20 protein-coding genes are annotated in these 26,919 nt (G+C 65.5%); 14 read left to right on the forward strand and 6 right to left on the reverse strand.

Annotated features, from left to right (window positions below; all coding sequences use genetic code 11):
- Positions 1–5 precede the first annotated feature (5 nt).
- The 6 genes from dnaG to AC07NT_RS08945 all read left to right on the forward strand — a co-directional run bounded on the left by dnaG (position 6) and on the right by AC07NT_RS08945 (position 12,767).
- The gene (gene dnaG / locus AC07NT_RS08920; protein ID WP_498596814.1) at positions 6–1,856 is read left to right on the forward strand and encodes a DNA primase; all 1,851 of its coding nucleotides are present in this window, start codon (positions 6–8) and stop codon (positions 1,854–1,856) included.
- A 267-nt stretch (positions 1,857–2,123) separates the two neighbouring features.
- Positions 2,124–4,556, forward strand: a complete 2,433-nt coding sequence (gene rpoD / locus AC07NT_RS08925) for an RNA polymerase sigma factor RpoD (RefSeq protein ID WP_498596813.1) — start codon at positions 2,124–2,126, stop codon at positions 4,554–4,556.
- Positions 4,557–4,687: 131 nt separating this feature from the next.
- Positions 4,688–8,161, forward strand: coding sequence for a DNA polymerase III subunit alpha (gene dnaE / locus AC07NT_RS08930; RefSeq protein ID WP_498596812.1), 3,474 nt, complete (start codon positions 4,688–4,690; stop codon positions 8,159–8,161).
- Positions 8,162–8,230: 69 nt separating this feature from the next.
- Positions 8,231–8,968 carry a sulfurtransferase gene (locus AC07NT_RS08935; RefSeq protein ID WP_498596811.1) on the forward strand — a complete coding sequence of 246 codons (738 nt, stop codon included), beginning with the start codon at positions 8,231–8,233 and terminating at the stop codon, positions 8,966–8,968.
- A gap of 80 nt (positions 8,969–9,048) precedes the next feature.
- Positions 9,049–10,053: an ABC transporter substrate-binding protein gene (locus AC07NT_RS08940; protein WP_498596810.1), complete on the forward strand. Its 1,005-nt coding sequence runs from the start codon at positions 9,049–9,051 to the stop codon at positions 10,051–10,053.
- Positions 10,050–12,767, forward strand: a complete 2,718-nt coding sequence (locus AC07NT_RS08945; RefSeq protein ID WP_498596809.1) for an EAL domain-containing protein — start codon at positions 10,050–10,052, stop codon at positions 12,765–12,767. The genes AC07NT_RS08940 and AC07NT_RS08945 overlap by 4 nt, the downstream gene beginning before the upstream one ends.
- Here AC07NT_RS08945 and AC07NT_RS08950 read toward each other — a convergent pair whose 3' ends face one another.
- From AC07NT_RS08950 to AC07NT_RS08965, 4 genes are all read right to left on the reverse strand, one after another.
- Positions 12,768–13,655 (reverse strand): pirin family protein, encoded by an 888-nt coding sequence (locus AC07NT_RS08950; RefSeq protein WP_498596808.1) that lies wholly within the window; start codon positions 13,653–13,655, stop codon positions 12,768–12,770.
- Positions 13,656–13,684: 29 nt separating this feature from the next.
- The gene (locus AC07NT_RS08955; RefSeq protein WP_498596807.1) at positions 13,685–14,239 is read right to left on the reverse strand and encodes a flavodoxin family protein; all 555 of its coding nucleotides are present in this window, start codon (positions 14,237–14,239) and stop codon (positions 13,685–13,687) included.
- 107 nt (positions 14,240–14,346) lie between these two features.
- Complete coding sequence (locus tag AC07NT_RS08960) at positions 14,347–14,757, reverse strand: DoxX family protein (protein WP_498596806.1); 411 nt, start codon at positions 14,755–14,757, stop codon at positions 14,347–14,349.
- 35 nt (positions 14,758–14,792) lie between these two features.
- Positions 14,793–15,494, reverse strand: a complete 702-nt coding sequence (locus AC07NT_RS08965) for a pirin family protein (protein ID WP_498596805.1) — start codon at positions 15,492–15,494, stop codon at positions 14,793–14,795.
- Between the two features lie 127 nt (positions 15,495–15,621).
- On the opposite strand from AC07NT_RS08965, the gene AC07NT_RS08970 reads away from it, so the two are divergent.
- The 7 genes from AC07NT_RS08970 (at position 15,622) to AC07NT_RS09000 (ending at position 22,128) form a co-directional block, all read left to right on the forward strand.
- The gene (locus tag AC07NT_RS08970; RefSeq protein ID WP_498596804.1) at positions 15,622–16,563 is read left to right on the forward strand and encodes a LysR substrate-binding domain-containing protein; all 942 of its coding nucleotides are present in this window, start codon (positions 15,622–15,624) and stop codon (positions 16,561–16,563) included.
- A gap of 40 nt (positions 16,564–16,603) precedes the next feature.
- Positions 16,604–17,650: an NAD(P)/FAD-dependent oxidoreductase gene (locus AC07NT_RS08975; protein ID WP_498596803.1), complete on the forward strand. Its 1,047-nt coding sequence runs from the start codon at positions 16,604–16,606 to the stop codon at positions 17,648–17,650.
- On the forward strand, positions 17,647–18,528 hold the full coding sequence (gene gluQRS / locus AC07NT_RS08980; protein WP_498596802.1) for a tRNA glutamyl-Q(34) synthetase GluQRS: 882 nt from the start codon (positions 17,647–17,649) through the stop codon (positions 18,526–18,528). The genes AC07NT_RS08975 and gluQRS overlap by 4 nt, the downstream gene beginning before the upstream one ends.
- 9 nt (positions 18,529–18,537) lie before the next feature.
- The gene (gene trmB / locus AC07NT_RS08985; protein WP_498596801.1) at positions 18,538–19,302 is read left to right on the forward strand and encodes a tRNA (guanosine(46)-N7)-methyltransferase TrmB; all 765 of its coding nucleotides are present in this window, start codon (positions 18,538–18,540) and stop codon (positions 19,300–19,302) included.
- Positions 19,303–19,308: 6 nt separating this feature from the next.
- Complete coding sequence (locus AC07NT_RS08990; RefSeq protein ID WP_498596800.1) at positions 19,309–20,223, forward strand: pseudouridine synthase; 915 nt, start codon at positions 19,309–19,311, stop codon at positions 20,221–20,223.
- A gap of 83 nt (positions 20,224–20,306) precedes the next feature.
- Positions 20,307–21,026 carry a hypothetical protein gene (locus AC07NT_RS08995; protein ID WP_498596799.1) on the forward strand — a complete coding sequence of 240 codons (720 nt, stop codon included), beginning with the start codon at positions 20,307–20,309 and terminating at the stop codon, positions 21,024–21,026.
- Positions 21,027–21,159: 133 nt separating this feature from the next.
- A complete protein-coding gene (locus tag AC07NT_RS09000; protein WP_498596798.1) occupies positions 21,160–22,128 on the forward strand; it encodes a Bug family tripartite tricarboxylate transporter substrate binding protein in 969 nt (322 codons plus the stop codon).
- Between the two features lie 61 nt (positions 22,129–22,189).
- Here the strand turns inward: AC07NT_RS09000 and AC07NT_RS09005 are convergent, their stop codons facing one another.
- Complete coding sequence (locus AC07NT_RS09005) at positions 22,190–23,809, reverse strand: methyl-accepting chemotaxis protein (RefSeq protein ID WP_498596797.1); 1,620 nt, start codon at positions 23,807–23,809, stop codon at positions 22,190–22,192.
- 237 nt (positions 23,810–24,046) lie between these two features.
- Positions 24,047–25,783 carry a methyl-accepting chemotaxis protein gene (locus AC07NT_RS09010; protein ID WP_498596796.1) on the reverse strand — a complete coding sequence of 579 codons (1,737 nt, stop codon included), beginning with the start codon at positions 25,781–25,783 and terminating at the stop codon, positions 24,047–24,049.
- 215 nt (positions 25,784–25,998) lie between these two features.
- On the opposite strand from AC07NT_RS09010, the gene AC07NT_RS09015 reads away from it, so the two are divergent.
- Positions 25,999–26,910: an HDOD domain-containing protein gene (locus tag AC07NT_RS09015; RefSeq protein WP_498596795.1), complete on the forward strand. Its 912-nt coding sequence runs from the start codon at positions 25,999–26,001 to the stop codon at positions 26,908–26,910.
- The last annotated feature ends 9 nt before the right edge of the window (positions 26,911–26,919 follow it).

A 26,919-nucleotide genomic window follows, 5' to 3' on the forward strand; every position in this document is an offset into this window, starting at 1 on the left:
GGCTCATGGCCATCCCCCAGTCCTTCATCCAGGAATTGCTTGCGCGCGCCGACGTCGTCGAGATCGTCGGGCGCACCGTGCAGCTCAAGAAGGGCGGTGCCAACTTCATGGGCCTGTGCCCCTTCCACGCGGAGAAGTCCCCTTCCTTCACGGTCAGTCCGACCAAGCAGTTCTATCACTGCTTTGGCTGCGGCAAGCACGGGGATGCCATCAACTTCCTGATGGAACAGACCGGTATGAGCTTCATCGAAGCGGTAAAGGATCTTGCCCAGCACTACGGCCTGCAGGTGCCCGAAGACGAGGCCAGCCCGCAGGATCGGGCCCGTGCGGCCGAGCAGCGCCAGAAGCAGGCCACACTGAACGACGTGCTCGAAAAAGCCGGTGAAGCCTGGCGCAAGCAGCTCAGGACTTCACCCCGCGCTGTGGACTACCTCAAGGGCCGCGGCCTGTCTGGTGAAATTGCCAAACAGTTCGGCCTGGGTTACGCCCCTGAGGGCTGGCGCGCCCTGGCCAGCGTGTTCCCGCAGTACGACGACCCACTGCTGGTGGAGTCCGGCCTGGTCATCACCAATGCCGACGACAACAGCGGCGAGGAAAAGCGTTACGACCGTTTCCGCGACCGCATCATGTTCCCCATCCGCAACGTCAAGGGCGAGTGCATCGGTTTCGGCGGACGCGTGCTGGGCGACGAGAAGCCGAAATACCTGAACTCGCCCGAGACCCCCGTCTTCAGCAAGGGGCACGAGCTCTACGGCCTCTTTGAAGCCCGCAACGCCATCCGTGATGCCGGCTACGTGCTGGTCACCGAGGGTTACATGGACGTGGTGGCCCTGGCCCAGCTGGGTTTTCCCAACGCCGTGGCCACACTGGGCACGGCCTGCACCACCGACCATGTGCAGAAGCTGTTCCGCTTCACCGACTCGGTTGTCTTCAGCTTCGACGGCGACAGCGCCGGCCGGCGCGCCGCACGCCGTGCGCTGGACGGTGCCTTGCCTTATGCCAGCGATGTGCGCAACGTCAAATTCCTCTTCCTGCCGGCCGAACACGACCCGGACAGCTATATCCGCGAGAACGGCAAGGAAGCCTTTGCCCGCTGCGTGAGCGAAGCCGTGCCGCTGAGCCGCTTCCTGATCGAAGCCGCAAGTGAAGATTGCGACCTGGGCACGGCCGAAGGTCGCGCCCGCCTGTCCAGTCAGGCCAAGCCACTCTGGAACGCCCTGCCCGATGGCGCGCTCAAACGCCAGCTGCTGGGCGAAATCGCCGGCCAGGTCCAGCTCGACACCGCCGAACTGGCGAGCCTGTGGAATGCCGCCCCCCGGGGCAGCGCCCCGCGCAGCCCCGAACGCAGCAGCCCCAGCACGGCGTCCGCCCCTGCCGGCTATCGCGCCAAACCGTCGCGCATGGCTGGCCGCAGCCTGCCGGTCAACCGCGCGGACCAGGCCGCCCGGCTGCTGCTGGCCCACAGCCACCTCTGGGACCAGCTTTCCAGCGAAGACCATGTGCTGCTGTGCGCCCTGCCGGATGCCCATGGCGAGCTGCTGCGCTGGCTGGAGGCCCAGCTGCATGAACACGGCCCCCTGCCCTGGGGCTCGCTGAGCGAGGCTCTGCGCGAGCACCCGGCCCAGCCTCTGGCCCAAAAACTCATGACCGGCTCCGACCTGGCCGCCACCGACGACCAGGGGGAGGCCCTGGCCGAGCTGCGCAACCTGCTCAAGCGCATGCTGATCGAACAGCTCAAGACCGAAGAGACCGAGGCCATCGCCGCCTCGTCGCTGGACCCGGCGGCCCTGACGCGTTACAGGGAGCTGCAGGCCCGCCGCATGGCCCTGGAAACGGGCATGATCGCCACGGAATGAGCCCCGGCAAGCCGCGCCGGCATTGAATTCCGTCGATTGCCGGGTATAATCCAAGTCTGATTTCGGCAAGAGCGACAGCAGCACCTCCGGGCCAGGCCAACCGTAGCCTACGCGCACGACCGGCCACCTTACCGCAAGGACTGCATCCCAAATGTTCGCCCTCCCATCTTGCCCCTGAGGATTTCTCCTCTGTCCCCCAACCGCGCCGGTTTTTTCGGTGCTGTGTTTGTTTCTTTGTGCCAGTTTTTGATGTTTCGAGGTTGATCCATGCCCGCTCAAAAGTCCAAGAAGCCTGCAAAGCCCGCCGCCAAACCCGTCGCGAAGGCTGCCCCTAAGTCCGCCACCAAGGCCAAACCCGTTGCCAAAGCCGCCCCCAAGGCGGCCGTAAAGGCAGCGGTCAAGCCGGTGGCCAAGGCCAAGGTGCAGCCCGCCACGAAAGCCAAGACAGTGCCCGCTTCCAAGACCCCTGCCAAGACCGCCAAGATTGAAAAAGCCGAGAAGGCCGTCAAACCGACCGCCGCCGAACTGAAGAAAACCGCCGCCACGGCCACCGAAGAAGTGGTGGCCAAGAAGAAACCCGGCCGTCCGCCCAAGGCCGCCACGGCTGAAGCCGGCGCGCCGGCCAAGACCGGGGCCAAGCGCGGTCGCAAGCCCAAGAACGCCGTCGACAAGGCCGAGGGCGATCTGGACCTGTCGGACATCGAAGCTGAATTTGCCGAAGAGCCCGCAGCCGCCCCCGGCGAAAAGGTCAAACCCCTGCGCATGAAGATCAGCAAGGCCAAGGAACGGGCCTTGATGAAGGAATTCGGCCTGGACGAGACCGTGCTGTCCGAAGAGGACATGGCCAAGCGTCGCCAGCGCCTCAAGCAGCTGATCAAGCTGGGCAAGACCCGTGGTTACCTGACCCACGGTGAAATCTCCGACCACCTGCCCGACAAGCTGATCGACGCCGAGACGCTGGAAGTCGTGATCTCCATGCTCAACGACATGGGCGTGGCCGTCTACGAGCAGACCCCGGACGCCGAGACCCTGCTGCTGAACAACACCGGCCCGACCGCCGCCACCGAAGAGGAAGCGGAAGAGGAAGCCGAAGCCGCCCTGTCCACCGTGGACAGCGAATTCGGCCGCACCACCGACCCCGTGCGCATGTACATGCGCGAGATGGGCACGGTCGAACTGCTGACCCGCGAAGGCGAAATCGAGATCGCCAAGCGCATCGAAGGCGGCCTGATGGACATGATGGAGGCCATCAGCGCCTCCCCCGCCACCATCGCCGAAATCCTGCGCCTGGGCGAGGAAATCCGCGAAGGCAAGATCGTCATCTCCACGGTGGTTGACGGCTTCGTCAACGCCCAGGAAAGCGACGACTATGTGGCCGAAGAAGACTTCGACGAATACGACGAAGCCGACGACGACGACGGCAAAGGCGGCTCCAAGGCCCTGACCAAGAAACTCGAAGAACTGAAGAACCAGGCGCTGGAGCGCTTCGACCGCCTGCGTAGCCTGTTCGAGAAGGTCCACAAGATCTACGACAAGGAAGGCTACGGCACCCCGGCCTATCAGAAGGCTCAGAAGTCCCTGTCCGACGAGCTGATGACCATCCGCTTCACGGCCAAGACCATCGAGAAGCTGTGCGACCTGGTGCGTGCCCAGGTGGATGACATCCGCAAGAAGGAACGCGAGCTGCGCCGCATCATCGTGGACAAGTGCGGCTACCCGCAGGACCACTTCATCACCGACTTCAGCGGTCGCGACAAGCACGGCCACCCCGCCAAGTCGCACCTGCTCGACCTCAAGTGGATCGAGAAGCAGGCCCACGCCGGCAAGCCCTGGAGCGCCGTCATGGCGCGCAACATCCCGCCCGTGCAGGACCTGCAGCAGAAGCTGATGGACCTGCAGTCACGTGTGGTGGTGCCTCTGGACCAGCTCAAGGACATCAACAAGCGTATGAACGAAGGCGAGGCCTCCTCCCGCGCGGCCAAGAAGGAAATGATCGAGGCCAACCTGCGTCTCGTGATCTCCATCGCCAAGAAGTACACCAACCGCGGCCTGCAGTTCCTGGACCTGATCCAGGAAGGCAACATCGGCTTGATGAAGGCCGTCGACAAGTTCGAATACCGCCGCGGCTACAAGTTCTCGACCTACGCCACCTGGTGGATCCGCCAGGCCATCACCCGCTCCATCGCGGACCAGGCCCGCACGATCCGCATCCCGGTGCACATGATCGAGACCATCAACAAGATGAACCGTATCTCGCGTCAGCACCTGCAGGAGTTTGGCTTCGAGCCCGACGCCAGCCTGCTCGCGCAGAAGATGGAGATCCCCGAGGACAAGATCCGCAAGATCATGAAGATCGCCAAGGAGCCGATCTCGATGGAAACCCCCATCGGCGACGACGACGACAGCCACCTGGGCGATTTCATCGAGGACACGGCCAACACCGCACCGGTGGAAGCCGCCATGCAGGCCGGCCTGCGCGACGTGGTCAAGGACATCCTTGACAGCCTCACGCCGCGCGAAGCCAAGGTACTGCGCATGCGCTTCGGTATCGAGATGACCAGCGACCACACCCTGGAAGAAGTGGGCAAGCAGTTTGACGTGACGCGCGAGCGCATCCGTCAGATCGAGGCCAAGGCCCTGCGCAAGCTCAAGCACCCCAGCCGCTCGGACAAGCTGCGCAGCTTCACCGACAACATCTGAGCGACCCTTGCGGACGCTCCTGAAAGCCCGCCTTGCGCGGGCTTTTTTTCGTCTATGAGGGAAACTCCCTGCATGAAAATTTGCTGCAGCAAAACCGGGATTTCAGGCCGCTGAATTACTAGAATCAGATCATGTTTTCCCACCTGCGCCTGCACACCGAGTTCTCCGTCGTCGACGGCACCGTCCGTATCGATGACATCGTCAAGGCTGCGGCCAAGGACGGCCAGCCGGCGCTCGCCATCACCGACCTGAACAATCTCTTTGGCGCCATCAAGTTCTACAAGGAAGCGCGTGGCAAGGGCCTCAAGCCCCTGATCGGCGTGGAGATCATGCTGGAGGGCCTGGGGCAGGACCCGCTGGCCACCTCGCGCCTGCTGCTGCTGGTCCAGAACAAGCAGGGTTACCTCAATCTTTCCGAGATCCTCGCGCGTGCCTGGACTGGCAATGTGGTGAAAGCCCAGGCCGTGGTCAAGCTCGCCTGGCTCAAGGAACTGCACGAAGGCCTGATCGCCCTCTCCGGTGCGCAGGCCGGCGCCGTGGGCCAGGCCCTGGTGCAGGGTGACAGTGCCCGCGCCCATGAGATGGCGCTGCAGCTGTCCACCATCTTGCCGCACCGTTATTACCTGGAACTGCAGCGTGCCGGCCGCCCGGACGACGAGGCCCATGTGGCCGCGGCCGTGCAGCTGGCCGCGCGCATGAAGCTGCCCGTGGTGGCCACGCACCCGGTGCAGTTCGCCCTGCCCGATGATTACGAGGCGCATGAGGCACGGGTCTGCATTTCCGAAGGCGAAATCCTGGGCAACTCCCGGCGCGTGCGCAAGTTCACGCGCGAACAGTACTTCAAGAGCGCCGCGCAGATGGAGGCGCTGTTTGCCGACCTGCCCAGTGCCGTGGCCAACACGCTGGAGATTGCCAAGCGCTGCAACCTGACGCTGGTGCTGGGCAAGCCGCAGCTGCCCAATTTCCCCATCCCCGGCGGCCTGAGCATCGAGGAGTACTTCCGCAAGGTGTCCTTTGACGGACTCGAAGAACGCCTGACCCATCTTTATCCGGACCTGGCCAAGCGTGACGCCGAACGCCCACGTTATGTGGAACGGCTGGAGTTCGAGATCAACACGATCCTGAAGATGGGCTTCCCGGGCTACTTCCTCATCGTGGGTGACTTCATCCAGTGGGCCAAGGCCAACGGTTGCCCGGTGGGGCCGGGCCGCGGCTCGGGTGCCGGTTCGCTGGTGGCCTACGCGCTCAAGATCACCGACCTGGACCCGCTGGAATACAAGCTGCTGTTCGAGCGTTTTCTGAACCCGGAACGTGTCTCGATGCCGGACTTCGACATCGACTTCTGCCAGGCCAACCGCGACCGTGTGATCGACTACGTCAAGGACAAGTACGGCAAGGAGGCGGTCAGCCAGATCGCCACCTTCGGCACCATGGCTGCGCGCGCGGCGATCCGCGACGTGGGGCGCGTGCTGGACATGAGCTACACCTTCTGCGACGGCATCTCCAAGCTCATCCCCAACAAGCCTGGCCAGCACATCACCATCGCCGACGCGATCCAGGCCGAGCCCATCCTGGCCGAACGCCTGGACAAGGAGGACGAGGTCAAGACCCTGCTGGCCCTGGCCCAGAAGCTCGAGGGCATGACCCGCAACGTGGGCATGCACGCCGGGGGCGTGCTGATCGCACCGGGCAAGCTGACCGATTTCTGCCCGCTCTACCAGCAGCCTGGCAGCGACGCGGCCGTGAGCCAGTACGACAAGGACGATGTGGAAGCCATCGGCCTGGTGAAGTTCGACTTTCTGGGTCTGGCCACGCTGACCATCCTGGAGATCGCACGCGAGTTCATCATGGCCCGCCATCCCGGCCAGGAGAACTTCGCCTTCGAAAACATCCCGCTCAACGACAAACCGACCTACCACCTGTTCCAAGAGGGCAAGACGGAAGCGGTGTTCCAGTTTGAAAGCCGCGGCATGCAGGGCATGCTGCGCGACGCCAAGCCCACGCGCCTGGAAGACCTGATCGCGCTCAACGCCCTGTACCGCCCGGGCCCCATGGACCTGATCCCGAGCTTCGTGGCGCGCAAACACGGCCGCGAAGAAGTGGAATACCCGCATCCGGCCGTGGCCGAGATGCTGTCCGAGACCTACGGCATCATGGTCTACCAAGAGCAGGTGATGCAGACGGCGCAGATCCTGGGCGGCTACTCGCTCGGTGGCGCCGACCTGCTGCGCCGCGCCATGGGCAAGAAGAAGGCCGAGGAGATGGCCGAGCACCGGGAGAAATTCCGTGCCGGCGCGCTGGCAACCCACAACATCCCCCAGGACAAGGCCGACGAGGTCTTCGACCTGATGGAGAAGTTTGCCGGCTACGGCTTCAACAAGTCGCACGCCGCCGCCTACTCCCTGCTGGCCTACCACACGGCGTGGCTCAAGGTGCACTACACGGCCGAGTTCTTCTGCGCGAACATGACCGTGGAAATGGACGACACGGACAAGCTCAAGGTGCTGTTCGAAGATGCCCTGAAGATGGGCATGACCTTCGAGGCCCCGGACGTCAACCGGGGGCACTACCGCTTCGAGCCCATTTCCGACAAGGCCATCCGCTACGGCCTGGGCGCCGTCAAGGGCACGGGGCAGCAGGCCATCGAGGCCATCGTCAAGGCCCGCGAAGAAGGCGGCCTCTTTACCAGTCTCTACGACTTCTGCGTGCGCGTGGACCGCACGCGCCTGAACAAACGCAGCATCGAAGCCCTGATCAAGGCCGGTGCCTTCGACTCTCTGCAGCTCAACCGCGCGTCCCTGGTGGCGTCGATCGACCGCGCCTTCGACTTCGCCAATGCCACGGCGGCCAATATCAATCAGGGTGGCCTCTTCGACCTGGGCGATGACAGCCATGGCGCCAGCACCCAGGAGCCGGACCTGGTGGACATGCTGCCCTGGGGCGTGAAGGAGCGGCTCACCAACGAGAAGACCGCAGTGGGTTTCTACCTCTCGGGCCATTTGTTCGACGAGGTCTCCATGGAAGTGCGCCGTTTCGCTAAGCGCGAACTGGTCGACCTGATCGACACACGCGAGCCGCAGCTGCTGGCGGGCATCGTTTCGGATTTTCGTGTCATCAACGGTCAGCGCGGCAAGCTGGCCCTCTTCAAGCTCGATGACAAGACCGCCGTGCTCGATGCGCGTGTGGACGAGGCCCTGATGAACGCCAACCGCAACCTGCTCAAGGACGATGAGCTCATCATCGTCATGGCCAAGGTCATGCCGGATCGTTTTTCCGGGGGCCTGCAGCTCAACATCAACCAGGTCTGGAGCCTGGAAGCCGCGCGCTGCCGTTTCGGTAAATACCTCCGAGTCGCCGTCAATGGCCGCGCGCCGGACGTGCAGCGCCTGGTGGCCGAGCATCCGCCCAAGAAGGAGATCACCGAACAAGGCGAGCTCGTGCGCGGCCTGGGTGTGCGACTGTCCTTGCGCCGCCAGGGCCCGGAACTGGGTGCCGCGGCCGAGTTGCAGTTGGGCGAGGACGCGAAGTTCTATCCCAGTGATGCGGCACTGGCAGGGTGGATGGCCCAGGCAGATCAGGGCAAAGCCCTCATCGTTTACGAGTGAACCTGATCTGACCGGATCGCACAGCCGCGAGCCGGATGTTCCGTCTGGACAGAACCTAAAATCCGGCGTGTGAACGACATCCTCAACATCTCCGCCTACAAATTCGTCCCTCTGCCCGACGCCCATGCGCTGCGCGATCGCCTGCACGTACGGGCCGAGGCCCTGGGCCTCAAAGGCACGGTCCTGCTGGCCGAAGAAGGGATCAATCTCTTCGTCGCCGGCACAGGGTCGGCGGTGCGCGAATTCGTGGCAACGCTGAAGCAGGACCCGCGCCTGGCCGATCTGGTCCCGAAGGAGAGCTGGTCGGCCCGCCAGCCCTTTCGCAAGATGCTGGTCAAGGTCAAGCGCGAGATCATCCGCATGAACCACCCTACCATCCAGCCGGCCGCAGGTCGCGCGCCGGCCGTGCCCGCGGTCACGGTGAAGCGATGGCTGGACCAGGGGCACGACGACACGGGCCGGCCCGTGGTGACACTGGACACGCGCAACGCCTTTGAAGTCGATCACGGCACCTTCAAGGACGCCATCGACTGGCGCATCGGCAAGTTCTCGGACTTCCCGGCAGCCTTGCAGAAGCACAAGGCCGAACTTGAAGGCAAGACCGTGGTGAGTTTCTGTACCGGCGGCATACGCTGCGAAAAGGCCGCCCTGCTGATGCAGGAGGCCGGCCTGGACCAGGTCTATCAGCTCGAGGGCGGCATTCTCAAATACTTCGAGGAAACAGGTGGCGCCCATTACCGCGGCAGCTGCTTTGTGTTCGACGAGCGCGAGGCCCTGGGCAGTGACCTGCATGCCATCAAACAGTGACATATTCATCGTGTCCAGGGCAACTGCATAGGGGAATCCATGGACTTGACTTACCATGGGGACGGCACCTACCCTCCCCCATGCGTATGCTGCGTCTCGCTTCCACCGCATCCAGGGCTGCTTGCGCCCTGCCTTCCCGCCAGCGCCGCAGCCTGTTGGCGAGCGCGCTGCTGCCCTGGGTCCTGGGTGCCTGTGGCGGCCGGGCGGAACCGATGCGCCTGGTGGGCCAGCCCTGGCCCGGCTACGAACCCATGTTTCTGGCGCGCGCACTGGGTTTCATGCCCTCCGACGTCGAGCTGCAGGAATCTGCCACCGCGCAGGAATCGATCCAGCTCACCTTCGACAACCGGGTAGAAGGCGCCATGCTCACGCTGGACGAGGTCCTGCGCTTGCGTGACCAGGGCGTCTCCTTGCAGATCGTGCTGGTGTTCGACGTCTCCCGCGGCGCCGACATGTTGCTGGCCCGTCCAGGCATGCGCGACCTGGCCTCGCTGCGCAACCAGCGTGTCGGTGTGGAGGACTCGACCCTGGGCGCCCTGATGCTGACACTGTTCCTGGAGAAGGCGGGACTGCAGCGCAAGGACATCTCTGTGCAGCCCATCCCCTATGACCAGCACGAGACAGCCTGGGACCGCAACCACGTCGATGCCCTGATCACCTACGAGCCCCTGGCTGGCCGGCTGCTAGCGCGCGGGGCGCGCCTGCTGCTGAGCACGCGCCAGCTGCCCGACACCATCTTCGATGTGCTGGCCATGCGCAGCGAGGTGCTGGACCGGCACGCCGACCGGCTGCGTGCCTGCCTGGCCGCATATTTCAAGGCCCTGACCTACCTGCGGCAAAACCCCTGGGACGCCGCCTACCGCGTGGCGCCCAGACTGCAGATCAGTGCCGAGGGCCTGATCGATTCGCTGCGCGGGCTGGAACTTCCGGACCGTGTAGGCAATCAGAGTTACCTGTCGGGCCCGGACAGTGCTTTGCTCAAGGCGGTCCAGCGACTCTCGCCCATCCTGCAGCTGGCGGGCCAGCTGCAGAGACCCGTCAACACCGAGCGGCTGCTGTCCAGCCTCTACCTGCCCACCTCATGACAGCCCGTCTGCACCTGTCCTTCTGCTGGAGCTTCCTGACCGCCCTGCTGCTGGGTGCACAGGTGGCGCGGGCGCAGGAGACCATCGTCAACGTGGGCGTGCTGTCCTTCCGCCCCAAGGCCCAGGCCGAAACCCAGTGGCGACACCTGACCGACTACCTCAACCGCAGCGTGCCCGAGGTGCGCTTCGTGCTGCGCATCTACAACTACCCGGAGCAGCAGGAGGCCCTGCGCCAGCAGTCCGTAGACCTCCTCATCACCCAGCCGGCCGAGTATGTGCGCCTGGTGCACGAAAATGGCCTGTCCTCGCCCCTGGCCACGCTGATCGATCTTGACCAGGGCCGGCCGGTGCGCGCGATGGGCGGCGTGATCCTGACCCGCAGCGACCGCCAGGACCTCATGGACCTGCGCGACCTGCAGGGCAAGCGCATCGCCGTCCCCAACCTCATGTCCTTCGGCGCCTACCAGCTCCAGGCCGCCGAGCTCGCCCGCGCCGGCGTCAGATCCCTGGAGTACCTGGAGACCGGTGCACCGCAGGACCTGACCGTGCAGGCCGTGGTGGACCGCCTGGCCGACGCGGCCTACGTGCGGACCGGCCTGATCGAAAACATGGCACGCGAAGGCCAGCTCGATCTGCGCCAGGTCAAGGTACTGAACGCGCAGGGCTACCCGGGTTACCCCTTTGCCCTCTCGACCCGCCTCTACCCGCAATGGCCGGTGGTGGCCATGCCGCACCTGAGCGAAGGCATCTCCGTGCGCGTGGCCGGGGCGCTGCTGTCGCTACCGCACGGCAGCGAGCTCGCGCGCCGCATGGGTCTGTACGGTTTTGTCACCCCGGCCGATTACGAGCCGGTGCGCATCCTGATGCGCGAAATGCGCCTGCCTCCTTTCGACAAACCCCAGCCGGTCAACTGGTCCGACATCTGGCACCAGTACCGACTGCTGATCGCCAGCGCGACGCTGACCCTGCTGCTGATGCTGCTCATGGCGTTGCGCGAGACCTGGCTGCGCCAGCGCATGGCTTCCTTCAGCAACGCCATGGGTGAAGGCATGTTCGTGCTCGATCGCCAGGGGATCGTCACCTATGTCAATCGTGCAGCCTGCCGCTTGCTGGGCTACCAGCGCGAGGCGCTGCTGGGTCGGCAGCTGCTGCCCCTGGTCGTCTCACCCCAGCCCCTCGATACCCAGCCTGGCGGAGCGAACCCCCTGCTCGATCCGCAACGCTGGCAACAACCCTACGAGGGTGAAAACCTCTTCGTCAACGCCAGCGGCAAGACCTTCCCGGTCGAGGTCAGCAGCCGGCCGATGCGCCGCAAGGACCGCTTCGTGCGCATGGTGACGGTGTTCTCCGACATCTCCGAGCGCAAGGCCCACAGCGTGCACATCTACCAGCTGGCCTACCACGACGCACTCACTGGCCTGCCCAACCGCCGCCTGCTGTTCGAGCGCCTGCAGGAAAGCCTGGGGCGCACCAATGGCAGCCATCGCGGGGCCCTGCTGTTCTCCGACCTGGACCGCTTCAAGCAGATCAACGATACCCTGGGCCACAAGGTCGGCGACGCACTGCTGCAGGCCGTGGCCGGGCGCATGCTGCGCGTGGTCGGTGAGCAGGGGCTGGTCGCGCACACCGGCGGCGACGAGTTCGCGGTGCTGCTGGAGCGACTCGACCACGACCCCGAGCGCGCCGGCCTGCAGGCGCGTGAACTGGCCGAAAAGCTGCGCAGCAGCATGCACGAGCCCTTCGGCATCGGCAGCCAGTACCACCAGATGTCGGTCAGCATCGGCGTGGCGCTGTTCGATGGCCCGGACACCGGCGCCGATGAGTTGCTCAAGCGCGCGGACATGGCCATGTACCAGGCCAAGGCCGGCGGACGCAATGCCATCCGCTTCTTCGACCACGAGATCGCTGTCCAGCTCAGTCAGCGTGTGGCCCTGGAGGCGGACCTGTACCAGGCTCTGTCCCGACAGCAGTTCTGCGTGCACTACCAGCCGCAGTTCGATCATGCAGGCCGCATGGTCGGCGCCGAGGCCCTGGTCCGCTGGCAGCACCCCGAACGCGGCCTCATCATGCCAGGGCAGTTCATCGCCCTGGCCGAGGAAACGGGCCTGATCCTGCCGCTGGGCCAGTGGGTGCTGGAGCAGGTCTGTCAGCAGATCGAGCGCTGGCGCGGCCAGCCTGTGCTCGGTGATCTGGTGATCTCGGTCAATCTCTGTGCCCACCAGATCCTGCAGGCGAATTTCGTCGAAAGCGTGACTTCGGTGCTCATGGCCACCGGGGCCGACCCCAGCCGCCTGCAGCTTGAACTCACCGAAAGCGTGCTGGCCCATAGCATCGAAGACGCCAGCGAGAAGATGCGGCGACTGGTGGCGCTGGGCGTGCAGTTCGCGCTCGACGACTTCGGCACCGGCTATTCATCGTTGAGTTACCTCAAGCGCCTGCCCATCCAGCAGCTCAAGATCGACGCCTCCTTCGTGCGCGACCTGCAGACCGACCCCAACGACGTGGCCATCACCCAGACCATCATTGCCCTGGGCCAGAGCCTGGGGCTGGAAGTGATCGCCGAAGGCGTGGAAACCGGGGCTCAGCGCGACATCCTGCAGCAGCAGGGCTGCCGCCTGTTCCAGGGTTATTTTTATGCCCGGCCCCAGGCGCTTGCGGACCTGGTCGCCCTGGTGCACAAACTCCACTCGCAGCCCCTGGCGTCGCCTCGCTGATCAGGGCAGGAAACGCCGCTCGGGCAAGGGGATGAACTCGGTTTCGCCGGGCACCTGACCGAGGCGCTGGGCCTCCCAGGCCTCGGCCGCCTCGACGATGCGCTCCTTGCGGCTGGAGACAAAGTTCCACCACATATGGCGCGGGCCATCGAGTGGTGCACCACCGATCACCATCAGGCGCGCATCGCGCGCACCCGCTGCGATGCGCAGGGTCTCGCCGGCGGTCAGCACGGCCATCTGGCGTGCGGGCAAGGCCGCGCCGCCAAGTTGCACGTCCTGGTCCACGGCGTAGACCGCGCGCTCCTCGTACAAGGGCGGCAGCTCGAACACACCGCCCGCAGGCAGTTGCACGTCGAGGTAAAGCGTGGGCATGAAGACCCGGACCGGCGAGCGCTGGCCCCAGGCCTCGCCGATCAGCACGCGCACCGTGGCATCACCCACTCGCACCTGCGGAATCGCCTGGGCCGGGGTGTGCGCAAAGCCCGGTTCCTCCTCCTCGTGCTCGCGCGGCAGCGCGGCCCAGAGTTGCAGACCGTGCAGGCCGTAGTTCTGGTCCAGCAGGTCCTCGGGCTTGCGTTCGGAGTGCACGATACCGCGGCCCGCCGTCATCCAGTTGATGGCGCCGGGCTCGATGCGCTGCAGGGAGCCCACGCTGTCGCGGTGCATCTGCGCACCCTCGAAAAGATAGGTGACGGTCGCCAGGCCGATGTGCGGGTGCGGCCGTACATCGTGCTCACGGCCCGGCGTCTCTGTCACGGGGCCGAAGTGGTCGAAGAAGACAAAGGGGCCGACCGCTCGTTGCGTCGCGGCCGGCAGCAGGCGCCGCACCAGGAAGCCTCCGCCCAGGTCTTTCTGGTGACCGGTGAGGAAGTGCAGTGGCGTCGTCATGGCGTGGGTCCCTCCTGGGCCCCAATGTATCAGCCGCGCAGCCTGGCTGCGACGGCGGCCACGCGCTGACCGAACAGGCGCGCCGTTTCCAGATCGCTGGCTTCCATCTTGTCCGCCGGCGCGTCGGAAGCGGTCTGCCCCATCAGGCCGGCGTTGGCCGCAAGGTAGTTCACGTCGCTGCGCTTGGAATCCTTGGTGTTGTGGTACGACAGGCCCAGGCCGACCCAGATGCCACCATGCTGCATGGCCAGCGTCTGCAGATAACTCAGGGTGGCACCCTTGTCACCGATGACGTTGGAACTGTTGGTGAAGCCTGCGAAGACCTTGTCCTTCCAGGCCTGGGTGTACCAGGGCTTGCTGCTGGCATCGGCAAATTTCTTGAACTGCCAGCTCACACCACCCATATAGGTCGGGCTGCCCAGCACGATGGCATCGGCCGCATTCAACGTGTCCCAGGCCCCCTCAGGCAGATTGCCGTCGGCATCGATGGCCAGCAGCTCGGCTGCGGCCCCTTCGGCCACGGCCTGGGCCAGGCGTTGGGTATGGCCATAACCTGAATGGAAAACAACAGCGACCTTGCTCATGACTTATCTCCAATAAATGCGGCAAACGAAATTCTGGCAAAACCCCACCCGCCCCGGCATGGCCGGGGTCAGATGGACACAGGGGGATCGGGAGGGGGTGGGGCCGTTCAGGCCTTGCGCTTGGCGTCCAGGCTCAGGGAGCCGGCACCGAAGGCGCTCAGCATCAGCAGGCCGCCAGCGATCGACAGGTTCTTCATGAACATGATCTGGTTGACCATGACCTGATCGGCAGGCATGGCCCAGTAGTTGTGGAAGATCACGCCGGTGGCGACGGTGAACACCGCCATCACGAAGGCCACGATGCGCGTCTGGAAGCCGGCAATCAGGGCCAGCGCACCACCGAACTCGACCAGCACGGCAATCGCCGCACCCACTTCAGGCAGGGGCAGCCCCTTGGAAGCGATGTAGCCGGCCGTGCCGGCGAAGCCGCCGATCTTGCCGAAGCCGGCGATCAGGAACAGCAGGGCCAGCAGGATGCGGGCGATCAGGGCCAGGGGGTTTTGGTATTGCTGAAACATGGGTACTCCTTGAAAGGTTGTATGAAATCTAGAACTCAGGCACTCAGGTCAAAGACCAGTACTTCGGCGTTTTTGCCTGCTCTCAACGCCAATTGCTTCTCCTGGTCGATCAGGGCCGCATCACCCGCAGCCAGCGGCTGACCGTTGACTTCCAGCTCGCCCCGCACCAGATGGACATAACTCTTGCGTTCGGGGTCCAGCGGCAGTGTGGCAGATTCGTCGCCATCGAACAAACCGGCGTAAAGCCGCGCGTCGGCGTGCAGCGTTACCGACCCTTCCGCACCGTCGGGCGAGGCCACCAGGCGCAGCGCACCGCGCTTCTCGGGCGTGGCAAAGGTCTTCTGCTCGTAGCTGGCAGGGATGCCGGTCACATTGGGCTGGATCCAGATCTGGAAGAAATGCGTGGTGTCCTTGGGCGCGTGGTTGTACTCGCTGTGCATCACGCCATTACCCGCGCTCATGCGCTGCACGTCACCCGGCGGGATGGCGCGCCCGTTGCCCATGTTGTCCTTGTGCGCGAGTTCGCCAGAGAGCACATAGCTGATGATCTCCATATCGCGGTGACCGTGCGTGCCGAAGCCCGTGCCCGGGGCGATGCGGTCTTCGTTGATCACGCGCAGGTTGCCCCAGCCCATGTGCTGCGGGTCGTAGTAACCGGCAAAGGAAAAACTGTGGAAAGACTTGAGCCAGCCGTGATCGGCGTAGCCGCGGTCCTGTGATTTGCGGATGCTCAGCATGGTGCGCTCCTTCCAGTGTGTGCAGGTCATGCCTGCGATGGGATGAACTTTAGGCCCCGCAAGCTCCGTTGCGATCCATGCGCTTTGATGGCATCATTCAAATTATTTGAAATAAAATAGCCCTAGCATGCAAACCGCCCGCGACGTCCTGACCCCCGATGCGCTCGCCATGCTGCAGGCCATCGAGGGCGCCGGCAGTTTCGCCGCCGCCGCGCGCGCGCTGGGCGTGGTGCCCAGCGCCCTGACCTACCGCGTACGCCAGATCGAGGACGCGCTGGACGTGCTGCTCTACGACCGCAGCTCGCGCCAGGCCAAACTCACCGCCGCCGGCGCTGAACTGCTGCGCGAAGGGCACCGCCTGCTTTCGGAGATCGACGCCGTGGCCAACCGCGTCAAGCGCGTGGCCACAGGCTGGGAGTCGCAGTTCACCGTGGCGCTGGACGGCATCATCAACCGCACCACGGTGATGGAACTGTGCGAAAGTTTTTTCCAGCTGCAATCGCCCACCCGGCTGAAGCTGCGTGAGGAAACCCTCTCGGGCACGCTGGAGGCGCTGACCGCCGGCCAGGCCGACCTCGCCATCGGCGTGGCCCTGGAGCCGACCACCAGCGCCGGCGTGCACGGCAAGCCCATGGGCATGGTCACTTTCATCTACGTCGTGGCGCCGCATCACCCGCTGGCCGCCGCGCCCGAACCCCTGAGCGACGAACTGCTGCTGCAGCACCGTGCGGTGGCCGTAGCCGACTCCGTGCAGCGCGGCGGCGGCGTGACCATCGGCCTGCTCGCCGGGCAGGACGTCTTCACCGTGGCCAGCATGCAGGCCAAGCTCGACGCCCAGCTGCGCGGCCTGGGCGGCGGTTTCGTGCCCGAGTGCCTGGCACGCCCGCATATCGAGGCCGGCCGCCTGGTGGTGAAAAAGACCGAGCGTCCGCCCCGTGTCATACGGGTGAGCTACGCCTGGCGCGGCGGTAGCAAAAGCACCCAGGGCCGAGCGCTTCAATGGTGGCTCAAGCAGCTGGAAAGTCCGGCCACGCGGACCGCCCTGCTGGGGCCTGTACAGTGGAAGTGAAGCCGCATCTGAAACATCGACAAGAACGGAGACCGCCGACATGAAAAAACCCGCGCAACACTACGCCGTCATCGGCGCCGGCATGGCCGGCGTGGCCTGCGCCCGCACCCTGGTGCAGGCCGGCCACAAGGTCACGCTGTTCGAGAAAAGCCGCGCTGCGGGCGGCCGCATGGCCACACGTGACACCGAATTCGGTGGCTTCGACCATGGCACCCAGTACTTCACGGTGCGCAACCCGCTGTTCGCCCGCGCGCTGGAGACCGTGCCCGGCCTGTGTCGGCCCTGGAGCGCCAATGCCGTGCGCGTGCTCGACCCCCTGGGCCGCGTGGTGGCCGCGCCGCTACCCACACGCGAACAGCATTGGGTGGCCACCCCCGGCATGAACGCGCTGGTGCGCCGCTGGGCCCAGCCCCTGCTGGACGCCGGTGCCGTGGAACTGCAGACCCGTGTGGTCAAGATCGAGCGCGACGCACTCAACGAGCGTCGCTGGCAGCTGCACACCGAAGGCCTGGACGACAGCCGCCATGTGCACTCCGGTTTCGACGGTGTGCTGCTGGCCATGCCCAGCGTGCAGGCCCACGAGCTGCTGCGGCATTCGAAGCAGGCACCAGCCCTGGCCGAGCGCATCGCCGAGGTCCAGGTCGCGCCCTGCTGGACGCTGATGGTGGCCTTTCCCCAGGCCATGCAACCCGGCATGTCCGCACTCGGCCCCCAGTGGAATGCGGCGCGCAGCACCCACCACCGCATCGCCTGGCTGGCACGCGAATCGAGCAAGCCGCAACGTGGCCCGGTCGAACGCTGGACCGTACAGGCCAGCCCGGCCTGGTCGCAGGAGCACCTCAACGACGACGCCGAGCGTGTGCAGTCCAAGCTGCTCAAGGCGTTTGCCGAGGTCACCGGCATCCGCGCCGAACCCAGCTACGCCACGGTGCACCGCTGGCACTATGCGCAGACCATCACACCGCTGGCCAAAAGCCACCTGTGGGAGCCGACCTCTCGCCTCGGTGTCTGCGGCGACTGGTGCCTGGGTCATCGCGTCGAAGACGCCTTCATTTCGGGTCTGGAGCTTGCGCTGAAAATCGCATGACGGCTGCGGGCTACATCGGTCGCTTCGCCCCCTCGCCCACCGGCCCACTGCACGCCGGTTCGCTGGTGGCGGCGCTGGCCAGCTGGCTCGATGCGCGTGCCCATGGCGGGCGTTGGCTGGTGCGGATCGAAGACGTCGACGTGCCCCGCTGCATCCCCGGCGTCGACCGGCTCATCCTGCAGCAGCTGGCCGACTGCGGACTGCATCCGGATGAGCCTCCGACCTACCAGTCTCAACGCAGCGCGCTGTACCAGCGCGCGCTGGACGACCTGGTGGCACGCGGCCTGGCCTATCCTTGCGCCTGCACCCGACGCGACATCGAAGCCGAACAGCAGCGCCTGGGCCGCGTGAAATCGCGCCATGGTGAACTGGTCTACCCCGGCACCTGCCGACACGGGCTGAACGGCAGGCAAGCACGCGCCTGGCGCCTGCAGGTACCAGCCAGCATCGTGGCCTGGACCGACCGCCGCCTGGGCCTCCAGACGCAGGACGTGGAGACCGAGGTCGGCGACTTCGTGCTCAAGCGCGCCGACGGCTGGTTTGCCTACCAGCTGGCCGTGGTGGTGGACGACGGCGCGCAGGGCATCACGCACATCGTGCGGGGCGAAGATCTGGCCGACAACACGGCCCGCCAGATCCTGCTGCAATCCGCACTCGACCTGCCCACGCCCAGCTACCTGCACACACCGCTGGTGCTCGGACCGAATGGCGAAAAGCTCAGCAAGCAGAACGGTGCCCAGGCGTTGCACACGGACCAACCGCTGGCTGCGCTGAATGCCGCAGCCACTCAGTTGGGACTGCAGGTGTCTGGTAGCGGTGTCGGCGACTGGTTGACGGCCGCAACGACGCAATGGGCTGCCTTCTGGGGCCACCGGTAAAATCGGTCCGTGACCGATACCCCCAAGCCCCCCGCACAGGACGCCGCAGCGTCCGCCCCGCCCAAAGACCGGCGACGCCTGCCGCCGCCCGGCGTCGATTTCCCCAAGACCATCAAGAGCTTTGTCAAACGCGCCGGCCGCACCACGACCGGCCAGGCCAAGGCCTTCGAGCTTTACGGCCCGCGTTTCGTGCTGCCCTACAAAGCTGCGCCGCTGGACCGTGTCGCCGTCTTCGGCGCTGAAACCGCGAACCGTCCGCTGATCCTCGAGATCGGTTTCGGCATGGGCGACGCCACAGCGCACATCGCGGACCTGATGCGAGAGACCAACTTCCTGGGCTGCGAGGTGCACGAACCCGGCGTGGGAGCCCTGCTCAAGCACATTGGTGAACGTGAACTCAACAACATCCGCATCCTGCAGCACGATGCAGTGGAAGTGCTGGACCACATGCTGCCCGAGCAGAGCCTGGACGGTGTGCACGTCTTCTTCCCCGACCCCTGGCACAAGACCAAGCACCACAAGCGCCGTCTGCTGCAGGCGCCGCTGGTGGCCAAGCTGGCCGCGCGCCTGAAACCCGGTGGCTACCTGCACTGCGCGACCGACTGGGAACCGTACGCCCAGCAGATGCTGGAAGTGCTGGGCGCCGAACCGCTGCTGAAGAATTCAGCAGAAGGCTACGCGCCCAAGCCCGAGTACCGTCCGCTGACCAAGTTCGAGAAACGCGGTCTGCGCCTGGGCCACGGGGTCTGGGACCTGGTCTTTCAACGCGTCTGATCCCCCATGAGCCGCCCGCCGCATCGCCACAAGCCGCCGATGCGCGACGGCGTCAGCGCGAGTTGTGTGGCCCTGCCCCATGGCCCCTGGCCGCGGCTCATCGACTTCCTGGCCGAACGCCTGCCGGCCGTCAGCAGCGGTCAGTGGATGCAACGCATGGCACAGGGCTGCGTGCTCGATGAGCAGGGCACCCCGCTGCAGCCTGACACGCCCTTTGCCCCTGGCACCCGCGTCTACTATTACCGCGAACTCGAAGCCGAGCCGGTGATCCCCTTCGAGGAAGAAGTGCTCTACCAGGACGCGCACCTGCTGGTGGCCGACAAACCGCACTTCCTGCCCGTCACCCCCACCGGCCGTTACGTGCAGCAGACGCTGTTGGTGCGCCTGAAGCGCCGCACCGGCATCGAGACCCTGAGCCCCATCCACCGCATCGACCGCGAGACGGCCGGCCTGGTGGTGTTCAGCCTGCGCGCGCAGGACCGCGGCGCCTACCAGGCCCTATTCCGCGAGCAAACGGTGGTCAAGGCGTACGAGGCCATCGCCCCGCTGCGCCCCGACCTGCCCCTGCCTGCACTGCACCGCAGCCGCATCGAGCCGGACGAACAGTTCTTCCGCCAGCGCGAAGTGCCGGGCACACCCAACAGCGAGACGCAGATCGAACTGCTGGAGACCCGCGGCACCCTGGCGCGCTACCGCCTGCGCCCACGCAGCGGCAAGACCCACCAGCTGCGTGTGCACATGAACGCATTGGGCCGTCCCATCGCAGGCGACCTCTTCTACCCGGAGGTCGTCCACGGCCCGGGCCCGGCCAACGAAGACTGGAGCCGCCCGCTGCAGCTGCTGGCTCGCGCCCTGGAGTTCACCGACCCGGTCACCGGCGCCTTGCGCCATTTCGAAAGCCAACGCCGGTTGATGTGGTGATGGGGCAACGTGCGATACCTCTTGAAACAGCGCCAGCAGCACGGCCCTGCGATACTGAACCAACCCCTTTCACGCTGCACACCATGAAAAAACTTCTACCCCTGCTCGCTGTGAGCGCCGCACTGACCCAGTCTGCCCTGGCCGGCGACCTCTCCGGACTTGGCGGCCTCAGCCAGTCCGAGTTCCGCACCCTCTCGGAAGATTTCGGTGCCGCCTTCAGCTACAAGCCCATCGCGCCCAGCGAAGCCCAGGGGCTCACGGGCTTTGACCTCGGCGTCGAACTCACCGGTACCGACATGAGCCGCAGCGCGGGTGCCTTGACCAAAGCCGGCGCGAGCGAGAGCACCATGAACTTGCTGCTTGTCCCCAAGCTGCATCTGCACAAGGGCCTGACCGGTCGCATGGACGCAGGTGCCTTCATCGGCAGCGTCCCGGCCATCAACGCCAACCTGTATGGCGCCGAATTGCGTTACGCCCTGCTCCAGGGTGGCGTGGCCACACCGGCCATCGGCGTGCGCGGCGCCTTCACACAGCTCAGCGGGCCCAGCCAGCTCACCTTCAACACACGCAGCCTGGACATTTCCATCTCCAAGGGTTTTGTCTTGTTCACGCCCTATGTCGGCGTGGGCCAGGTCTGGGTCAACAGCTCGCCCAACGCCGGCAGCCTGGCCGGAGAAAACTTCAACCAGGGCAAGGTCTTCGCCGGCGCCAGCATGGGCCTGGGCCTGTTCAAGCTGACCTTCGAAGGCGACCGGACCGGGGACACCACCTCCTGGGGCGTGAAGCTGGGCCTGCGCTGGTAATCGGCGATAGGGCCATCAGTTTTTCTGATCGCCCACTACGTAATATCCAGCGAGGGCTGGCCGCCCTCGCTTCCTATACTTCGGGACTGCCTACGCCCGCCTGCCGCGGGCTTCATATCCCTGAGGAAACATCATGAGACTCAAGACCCTTGCCCTCGCACTGGGCACACTGCTGGCCGCCGGCCCCCTGCTGGCCCAGAGCAACTGGCCCAACAAGCCCATGACCATGGTGGTGGGCTTCGCCCCTGGTGGCGCCACCGATGCCGTCGCGCGCATCCTTGCCAAGCACCTGGGCGATGAACTCAAGCAGAACGTGGTGGTGGACAACAAGGCCGGCGCCGGTGGCAACATCGCCACCGATTTCGTGGCCCGCGCCGAGGCCGATGGCCACACCCTGCTGCTGGGCAGCGTGGGTTCGCTCACCGTCGCCCCGCACATGAATGCCAAGCTGCCCTACAAGCCGCTGCAGGACTTTGCCCCGGTCACCATGGCCGTGGTTTTCTCCAATGTGCTGGTGGTCAAGCCCGACCTGCCAGTGAAGAACCTGGCCGACTTCGTGAAGCTGGCCAAAGCCCAGCCCGGCAAGCTGACCTACGCCTCACCCGGCATCGGCGGCGCCGGCCACCTGGCAGGCGAGCTGCTCAAGATCAAGGCCGACATCGACATCACCCACATCGCCTACAAGGGCGGTGGCCCGGCCATGATGGGCCTGCTCGGCGGTGAAGTCGACTCCTTCATGTCCACGCCACCCACGGCCGGCCCGCACATCAAGAGCGGTAAAGTGCGCGCCCTGGCCACCACCGGCCTCAAGCGTGACCCGCTGATGCCCGACGTACCCACGGTGGCCGAACAAGGGTACCCCGGCTTCGACACGCTGAACTGGTACGCCTTCGTGGTGCCGGCCAAGACCCCCAAGGCCGTGGTGACCCGCCTCAACCAGGTGCTGGTCAAGATCCTCAAGGACCCCGCTGTCGTGAAGGAACTCGAACTCAAGGGCCTGTCGCCCAGCCCCGGCACCCCGGCCGAACTCGCCGCCTACATGCAGCGCGAGTACGACACCTGGGGCATGGTGGTCAAGAAGGCCGACATCAAGCCCGAGTGAGACGCGGCCCGCAGGCCGCGTGATCCCGGGACCCAGGGGGGCGCGGCGTCCACGCCGCTTATCAACTGGCCGGCAGCGCCTTGTATTCACGCCGCAGGTTCACGGCGTCCATCTGCGAAAGCGTCAACTCCCCGCGCCGCAGGCGGAACAGGCGCATGGAGTTGCTCACCTCCTCCACCTGACCCTGCAGGGACTTGGCGGCCGCCGCCAGTTCCTCGACCATCGCAGCGTTCTGTTGCGTGATGCCATCCATCTGGGTGATGGCTTCGTTGATCTGCGAAATCCCGGTCTGCTGCTCGCTGGCCGCCGTACTGACCTCTTCCAGCACGGCACTGACCGCGCCCACGGCCTTCAGCGCCTCTTGCATCCGCTCCAGTGCCTGCCCGGTCTGCTGGCCGCCGGTCTGCACGCGCTCGCTGGATTCGTTGATGAGCTGGCGGATCTCGCGCGCCGCCGTCGCCGTGCGCTGGGCCAGCAGGCGCACCTCGGCCGCCACCACCGCAAAGCCGCGGCCCGCGTCTCCCGCTCGCGCCGCCTCGACCGCTGCGTTCAGCGCCAGAATATTGGTCTGGAAGGCCACCCCTTCGATCAGGTGAATGATCTCGGTGATCTTCTTGGAAGATTCTGAAATCTCGTTCATGGTGTGCGAGACGTCGTTCACCGCTGCGTTGCTGCGCTGGGTTACCGAGGACGTCTCAGAGGCCAGGCTGGCCCCGCGGCGCGCCGAGGCGGCGCTCTGCTGCACCGTGCCGTTGATCTGCTCCATTGAGGCTGCGGTCTGCTCCAGGCTGCTGGCCTGGGACTCGGTGCGGGCCGACATGTCGTTGTTGCCTGCGGCAATCTCGGCCACCACCGTGCGCACGTTGTCCACCTCCTGCCGCACGTCGCTGACTACTGTGCGCAGATTGACAGACATCTGCATCAGCCCCTGCTGCAGGCGCCCCATGACACCGGAGCGCCCCGTTTCCACCTGCAGAGACATGTCGCCGGAGGCCAGGCGATTGGTGTCGCGCAGCAGTGCATCCAGCGGATGGATGGTGAGGCGCCAGACCCCCCAGGAAGCCGCCCCCGTGGCCAGCACCGCCACCGCGATGGAGGCCAGCATCGGCAGGCCCGCGGCCACGGCCAGCAAGACAAGCACCATCGCCAGGGCCTGCAATGCAAACACACTGCCCGTGGTGCCCGGTCGCAGGCTGCGCTGCAAGGCCCCGAAGACATCGCGGCGCATCAATTGCCCGTGCTGCAGACCCAGCACCGGCCGGCCAGCCTGCGCCTGCTCGCGCATGACGGCGTAGAGCGCATCGGCCGCCGCCACGGATTGCGCGTCTGGCGCGGTACGCACCGAAAGGAAGCCGGTGATGGTGTCGCCATCGAACATGGGTGTGGCATTGGCCCGCACCCAGTAGTGGTCGCCGTTCTTGCGGCGGTTCTTGACCAGGCCGGTCCAGGGCAGGCCGGCCTGGATGGTCTCCCACAGGTCTCGGAAAGCCTCCTCGGGCATGTCCGGGTGCCGCACGAGGTTGTGCGGCTGGCCCAGCAGTTCCTCGCGGGAAAAGCCGCTGACCTCGATGAAAGCCGTATTGCAGTAAGTGATGCGCCCCTTGAGATCGGTGACGGAGACCAGGGTCTGGTCGGCGGGTATCACATAGGCGTGCTGGGTCACGGGCTGGTTGTTGCGCATGCTGAGACCTTTCGTCTTCGTTGGTATGTGCGTCCTCCCCGGGATCGACAGCGACGCGGCCCAACCTTATCCCACCCATCCTCTTTCGCAAAGACCATACTCCGTTCATGCCCATTCGTGACGGTCGAGATGAGGTGCAGGACGACAGGCACTAGCAAGCGCGATGCGGGCAAGAAAAAATGCGGGCCGGCATGTCCTGCCGGCCCGCATTCAGGTTACCGAAGAGTTGCTACGGGATCAGAAGCTTTCCCAGTCCCCGGCATCACCCTCCTTGGATTTGACCGGTACTGCGGACGAGGCGGCCGGTGACGACAGGGCTGGCTTGCTACGCGCCACCGGGCGCGGCGTCAGTTTGCCGGCAGTTGCCGGCCGCGGCGCGGCCACCGGCGCGCGACTCGGGGCAGGTGGGGCCGAAGCCGCAGCGGATTCGCCATGGGCCAGCTTGAACACGGCCACCGCCTGCACCAGGTCCTGGGCCTGGCCGCGCAGGCTGCTGGCGGCGGCGGCCATCTCTTCGACCAGGGCCGCGTTCTGTTGCGTGGCCTGGTCCATCTGGGTGACGGCTTCACCGATCTGCGCCACGCCCTGGCTTTGTTCGGTGCTGGCCGCGCTGATCTCGCCCATGATGTCGGTCACTCGGCGGATGCTGGCCACCACCTCGTTCATGGTGCTGCCGGCTTGGTCCACCAGGGCGCTGCCCTGTTCCACCCGCCCCACGCTGTCGGTGATCAGGGCCTTGATTTCCTTGGCGGCTTCGGCCGAACGTCCGGCCAGGCTGCGCACCTCGCTGGCCACCACGGCAAACCCCCGGCCCTGTTCACCCGCTCGCGCCGCTTCGACCGCCGCGTTCAAGGCCAGGATGTTGGTCTGGAAGGCGATCCCATCGATCACGCTGATGATGTCGGCGATCTTCTTGCTGGAATCATTGATGCCCTTCATGGTGTCCACCACCTGGGCCACGACTTCACCACCCTGCACCGCCACGGTGGAGGCACTCTGCGCGAGCTGGTTGGCCTGACGCGCGTTGTCGGCGTTCTGCTTGACGGTCGACGACAGCTCTTCCATGGAGGCGGCGGTTTCTTCGAGCGCGCTGGCCTGGCTTTCGGTGCGCGCGCTGAGGTCCTGGTTGCCCTGAGCGATCTCGGCGCTGGCGGTGGAGACGGATTCCGAGCCCTGGCGCACGGTGCTGACCACGCCCACCAGCGATGTCTGCATGGACGAAAGAGCCTGCAGCAATTGGGCTACCTCGTCCTTGCCCGCGACGTTGATGGACCGCGACAGGTCGCCCTGGGACACGGCATGCGCGGTGGCAATGGCTTCGGCCAGTGCGCGCGATATGTTGCGCACTAGCATCCAGCCAAAGATCACGGCAAAAGCCACGCCCAGGGTGAAGAAGCCGATGGCCAACATGCGCGCGGTGACGTAACGCGAGACGGCAGATTCGTACTCCTCCTTGGCCACGTCCAGCTGCAGATCGGTCAACAGCCCCAGCTGCTTGCGTACCTCTGGGTAGATCACCCTGTCTTTCTCGTTCAGCAGGCGGCGAGCGGTATCGATATCGTTCGCGCGCAGTGCCACCTGGACCGGCCGCAGAAACTCGCTGACGAAGCGGCCACGCTCCTGCGCAAAGTTCTTGGCAATCTCGGCCTCTTTGGGCGTGAGGTAGGTCGCCATATAGGCATCCCACACCTTGTTGATCGCCACGATGTTCTGGTCGATCTCGTCGACCCTCTCCTTGATGTTCTCCGGCGTGGGGATGGCGATCGCATTGTTGGCGGCCACCCGGTTGCGCAGGATGTTGCGCTGCACGTCCAGCAACTGCCCGATGGACACGGTACGGTCCTCGTACACGGTCTTCAGGCCGTCGTTGGTGTTGCTCATGCCCCGTATGCCGATGAACCCAACCACCAGCAGCAGGAGAACGAGAACGCTGAGCAACAGGGTGAGCCGCGTGGAAATCTTGAGGTTGTTCATGGCGAGTCCCTTGTCGTGATGGGTATGTCGGGAGTTAAATCGGTGGGCCGGAATGAGGATAGCGCCGGACGTGGTTCAGAGCAATGACGCAGTCATCTATTTCACGATCCGCTGCAGCCCGTGGACGGGAGGAGCCCGGAAACCTGTCGACACCGGCCAACCGGACCACCATCGCTGCTTATCGGCCGAAACCGGCCGGAACTTGATCCCCATGCATGAGCCGGACCGAAGTTTCGCGCCCCAGGGCCGACAGTACACAATACGGGCAGCCTGACACCTCTACGCCCATGGACCTCCAGCGCCTGCTCGACTCACCCGAAGCCCTGCCCAGCATCCCCCGGGTTATCGCCCTCGTGCTCAACGAACTCGAACAGGATGCGCCGGACCTGATGCGGGTCAGCACACTGCTGGCCGACGAACCCGTCATGACGGCGCGGCTGCTGCGGGTGGCCAACTCCGCGCGCTACCAGCTGAGCCAGCGCATCGGCACCGTGAGCCAGGCCTTGGCTGTACTGGGTCTGGCCGAGGTACGAGAGATGTTGATGCTCGCGGCCGTGGCCAGCGCGTTTCGCCGCGTGGGTGAGGTCGACATGCGCCAGTTCTGGCGCTACAGCCTCAACACCGCGCGGCTGATGCGGCAGCTGGCCCGTAGCCGCGCCAGCCTGCTGCGCAACTCCACCGCATCCCCCCATACCGTGGGCCTGCTCCATGCCTTGGGTGAACTGGTGATGCAGCGTGGCATGCCGCTGGAGATGGCGGCCCTGGACCGTCAATGCAACATCTTCTCGCCCGGGCGGGCGCAGGCCGAGCGGGCCCGGTTTGGCTATTCCTACGCCCAGGTGGGCGCCGGTTTCGCCCGTGCCTGGCACCTGCCACAGGAACTCACCCAGGTGATCGAACAACACGATGCCCCGTTCGCGCGCGGCAGTCATGAGCCACTGGCGGCCATGCTGCACATGGCCGCCTGGCGCTGCCGCGCCCGGGAGATGGGCTACGCCGAGGACACGCTAGACAAGACGTATCCGGAAATCGCCGCGCTGGCCCTGCGCCTGGAGTTGCAGGAGGTGCTGGCACACGACCCGGTGGAGTGGGCCAGTGAAACCGACGTCGAGGCCATGGCGGCCTGACAGACCGGG

The sequence above is a fragment of the Hylemonella sp. GW821-FHT10B10 genome (assembly GCF_059415585.1).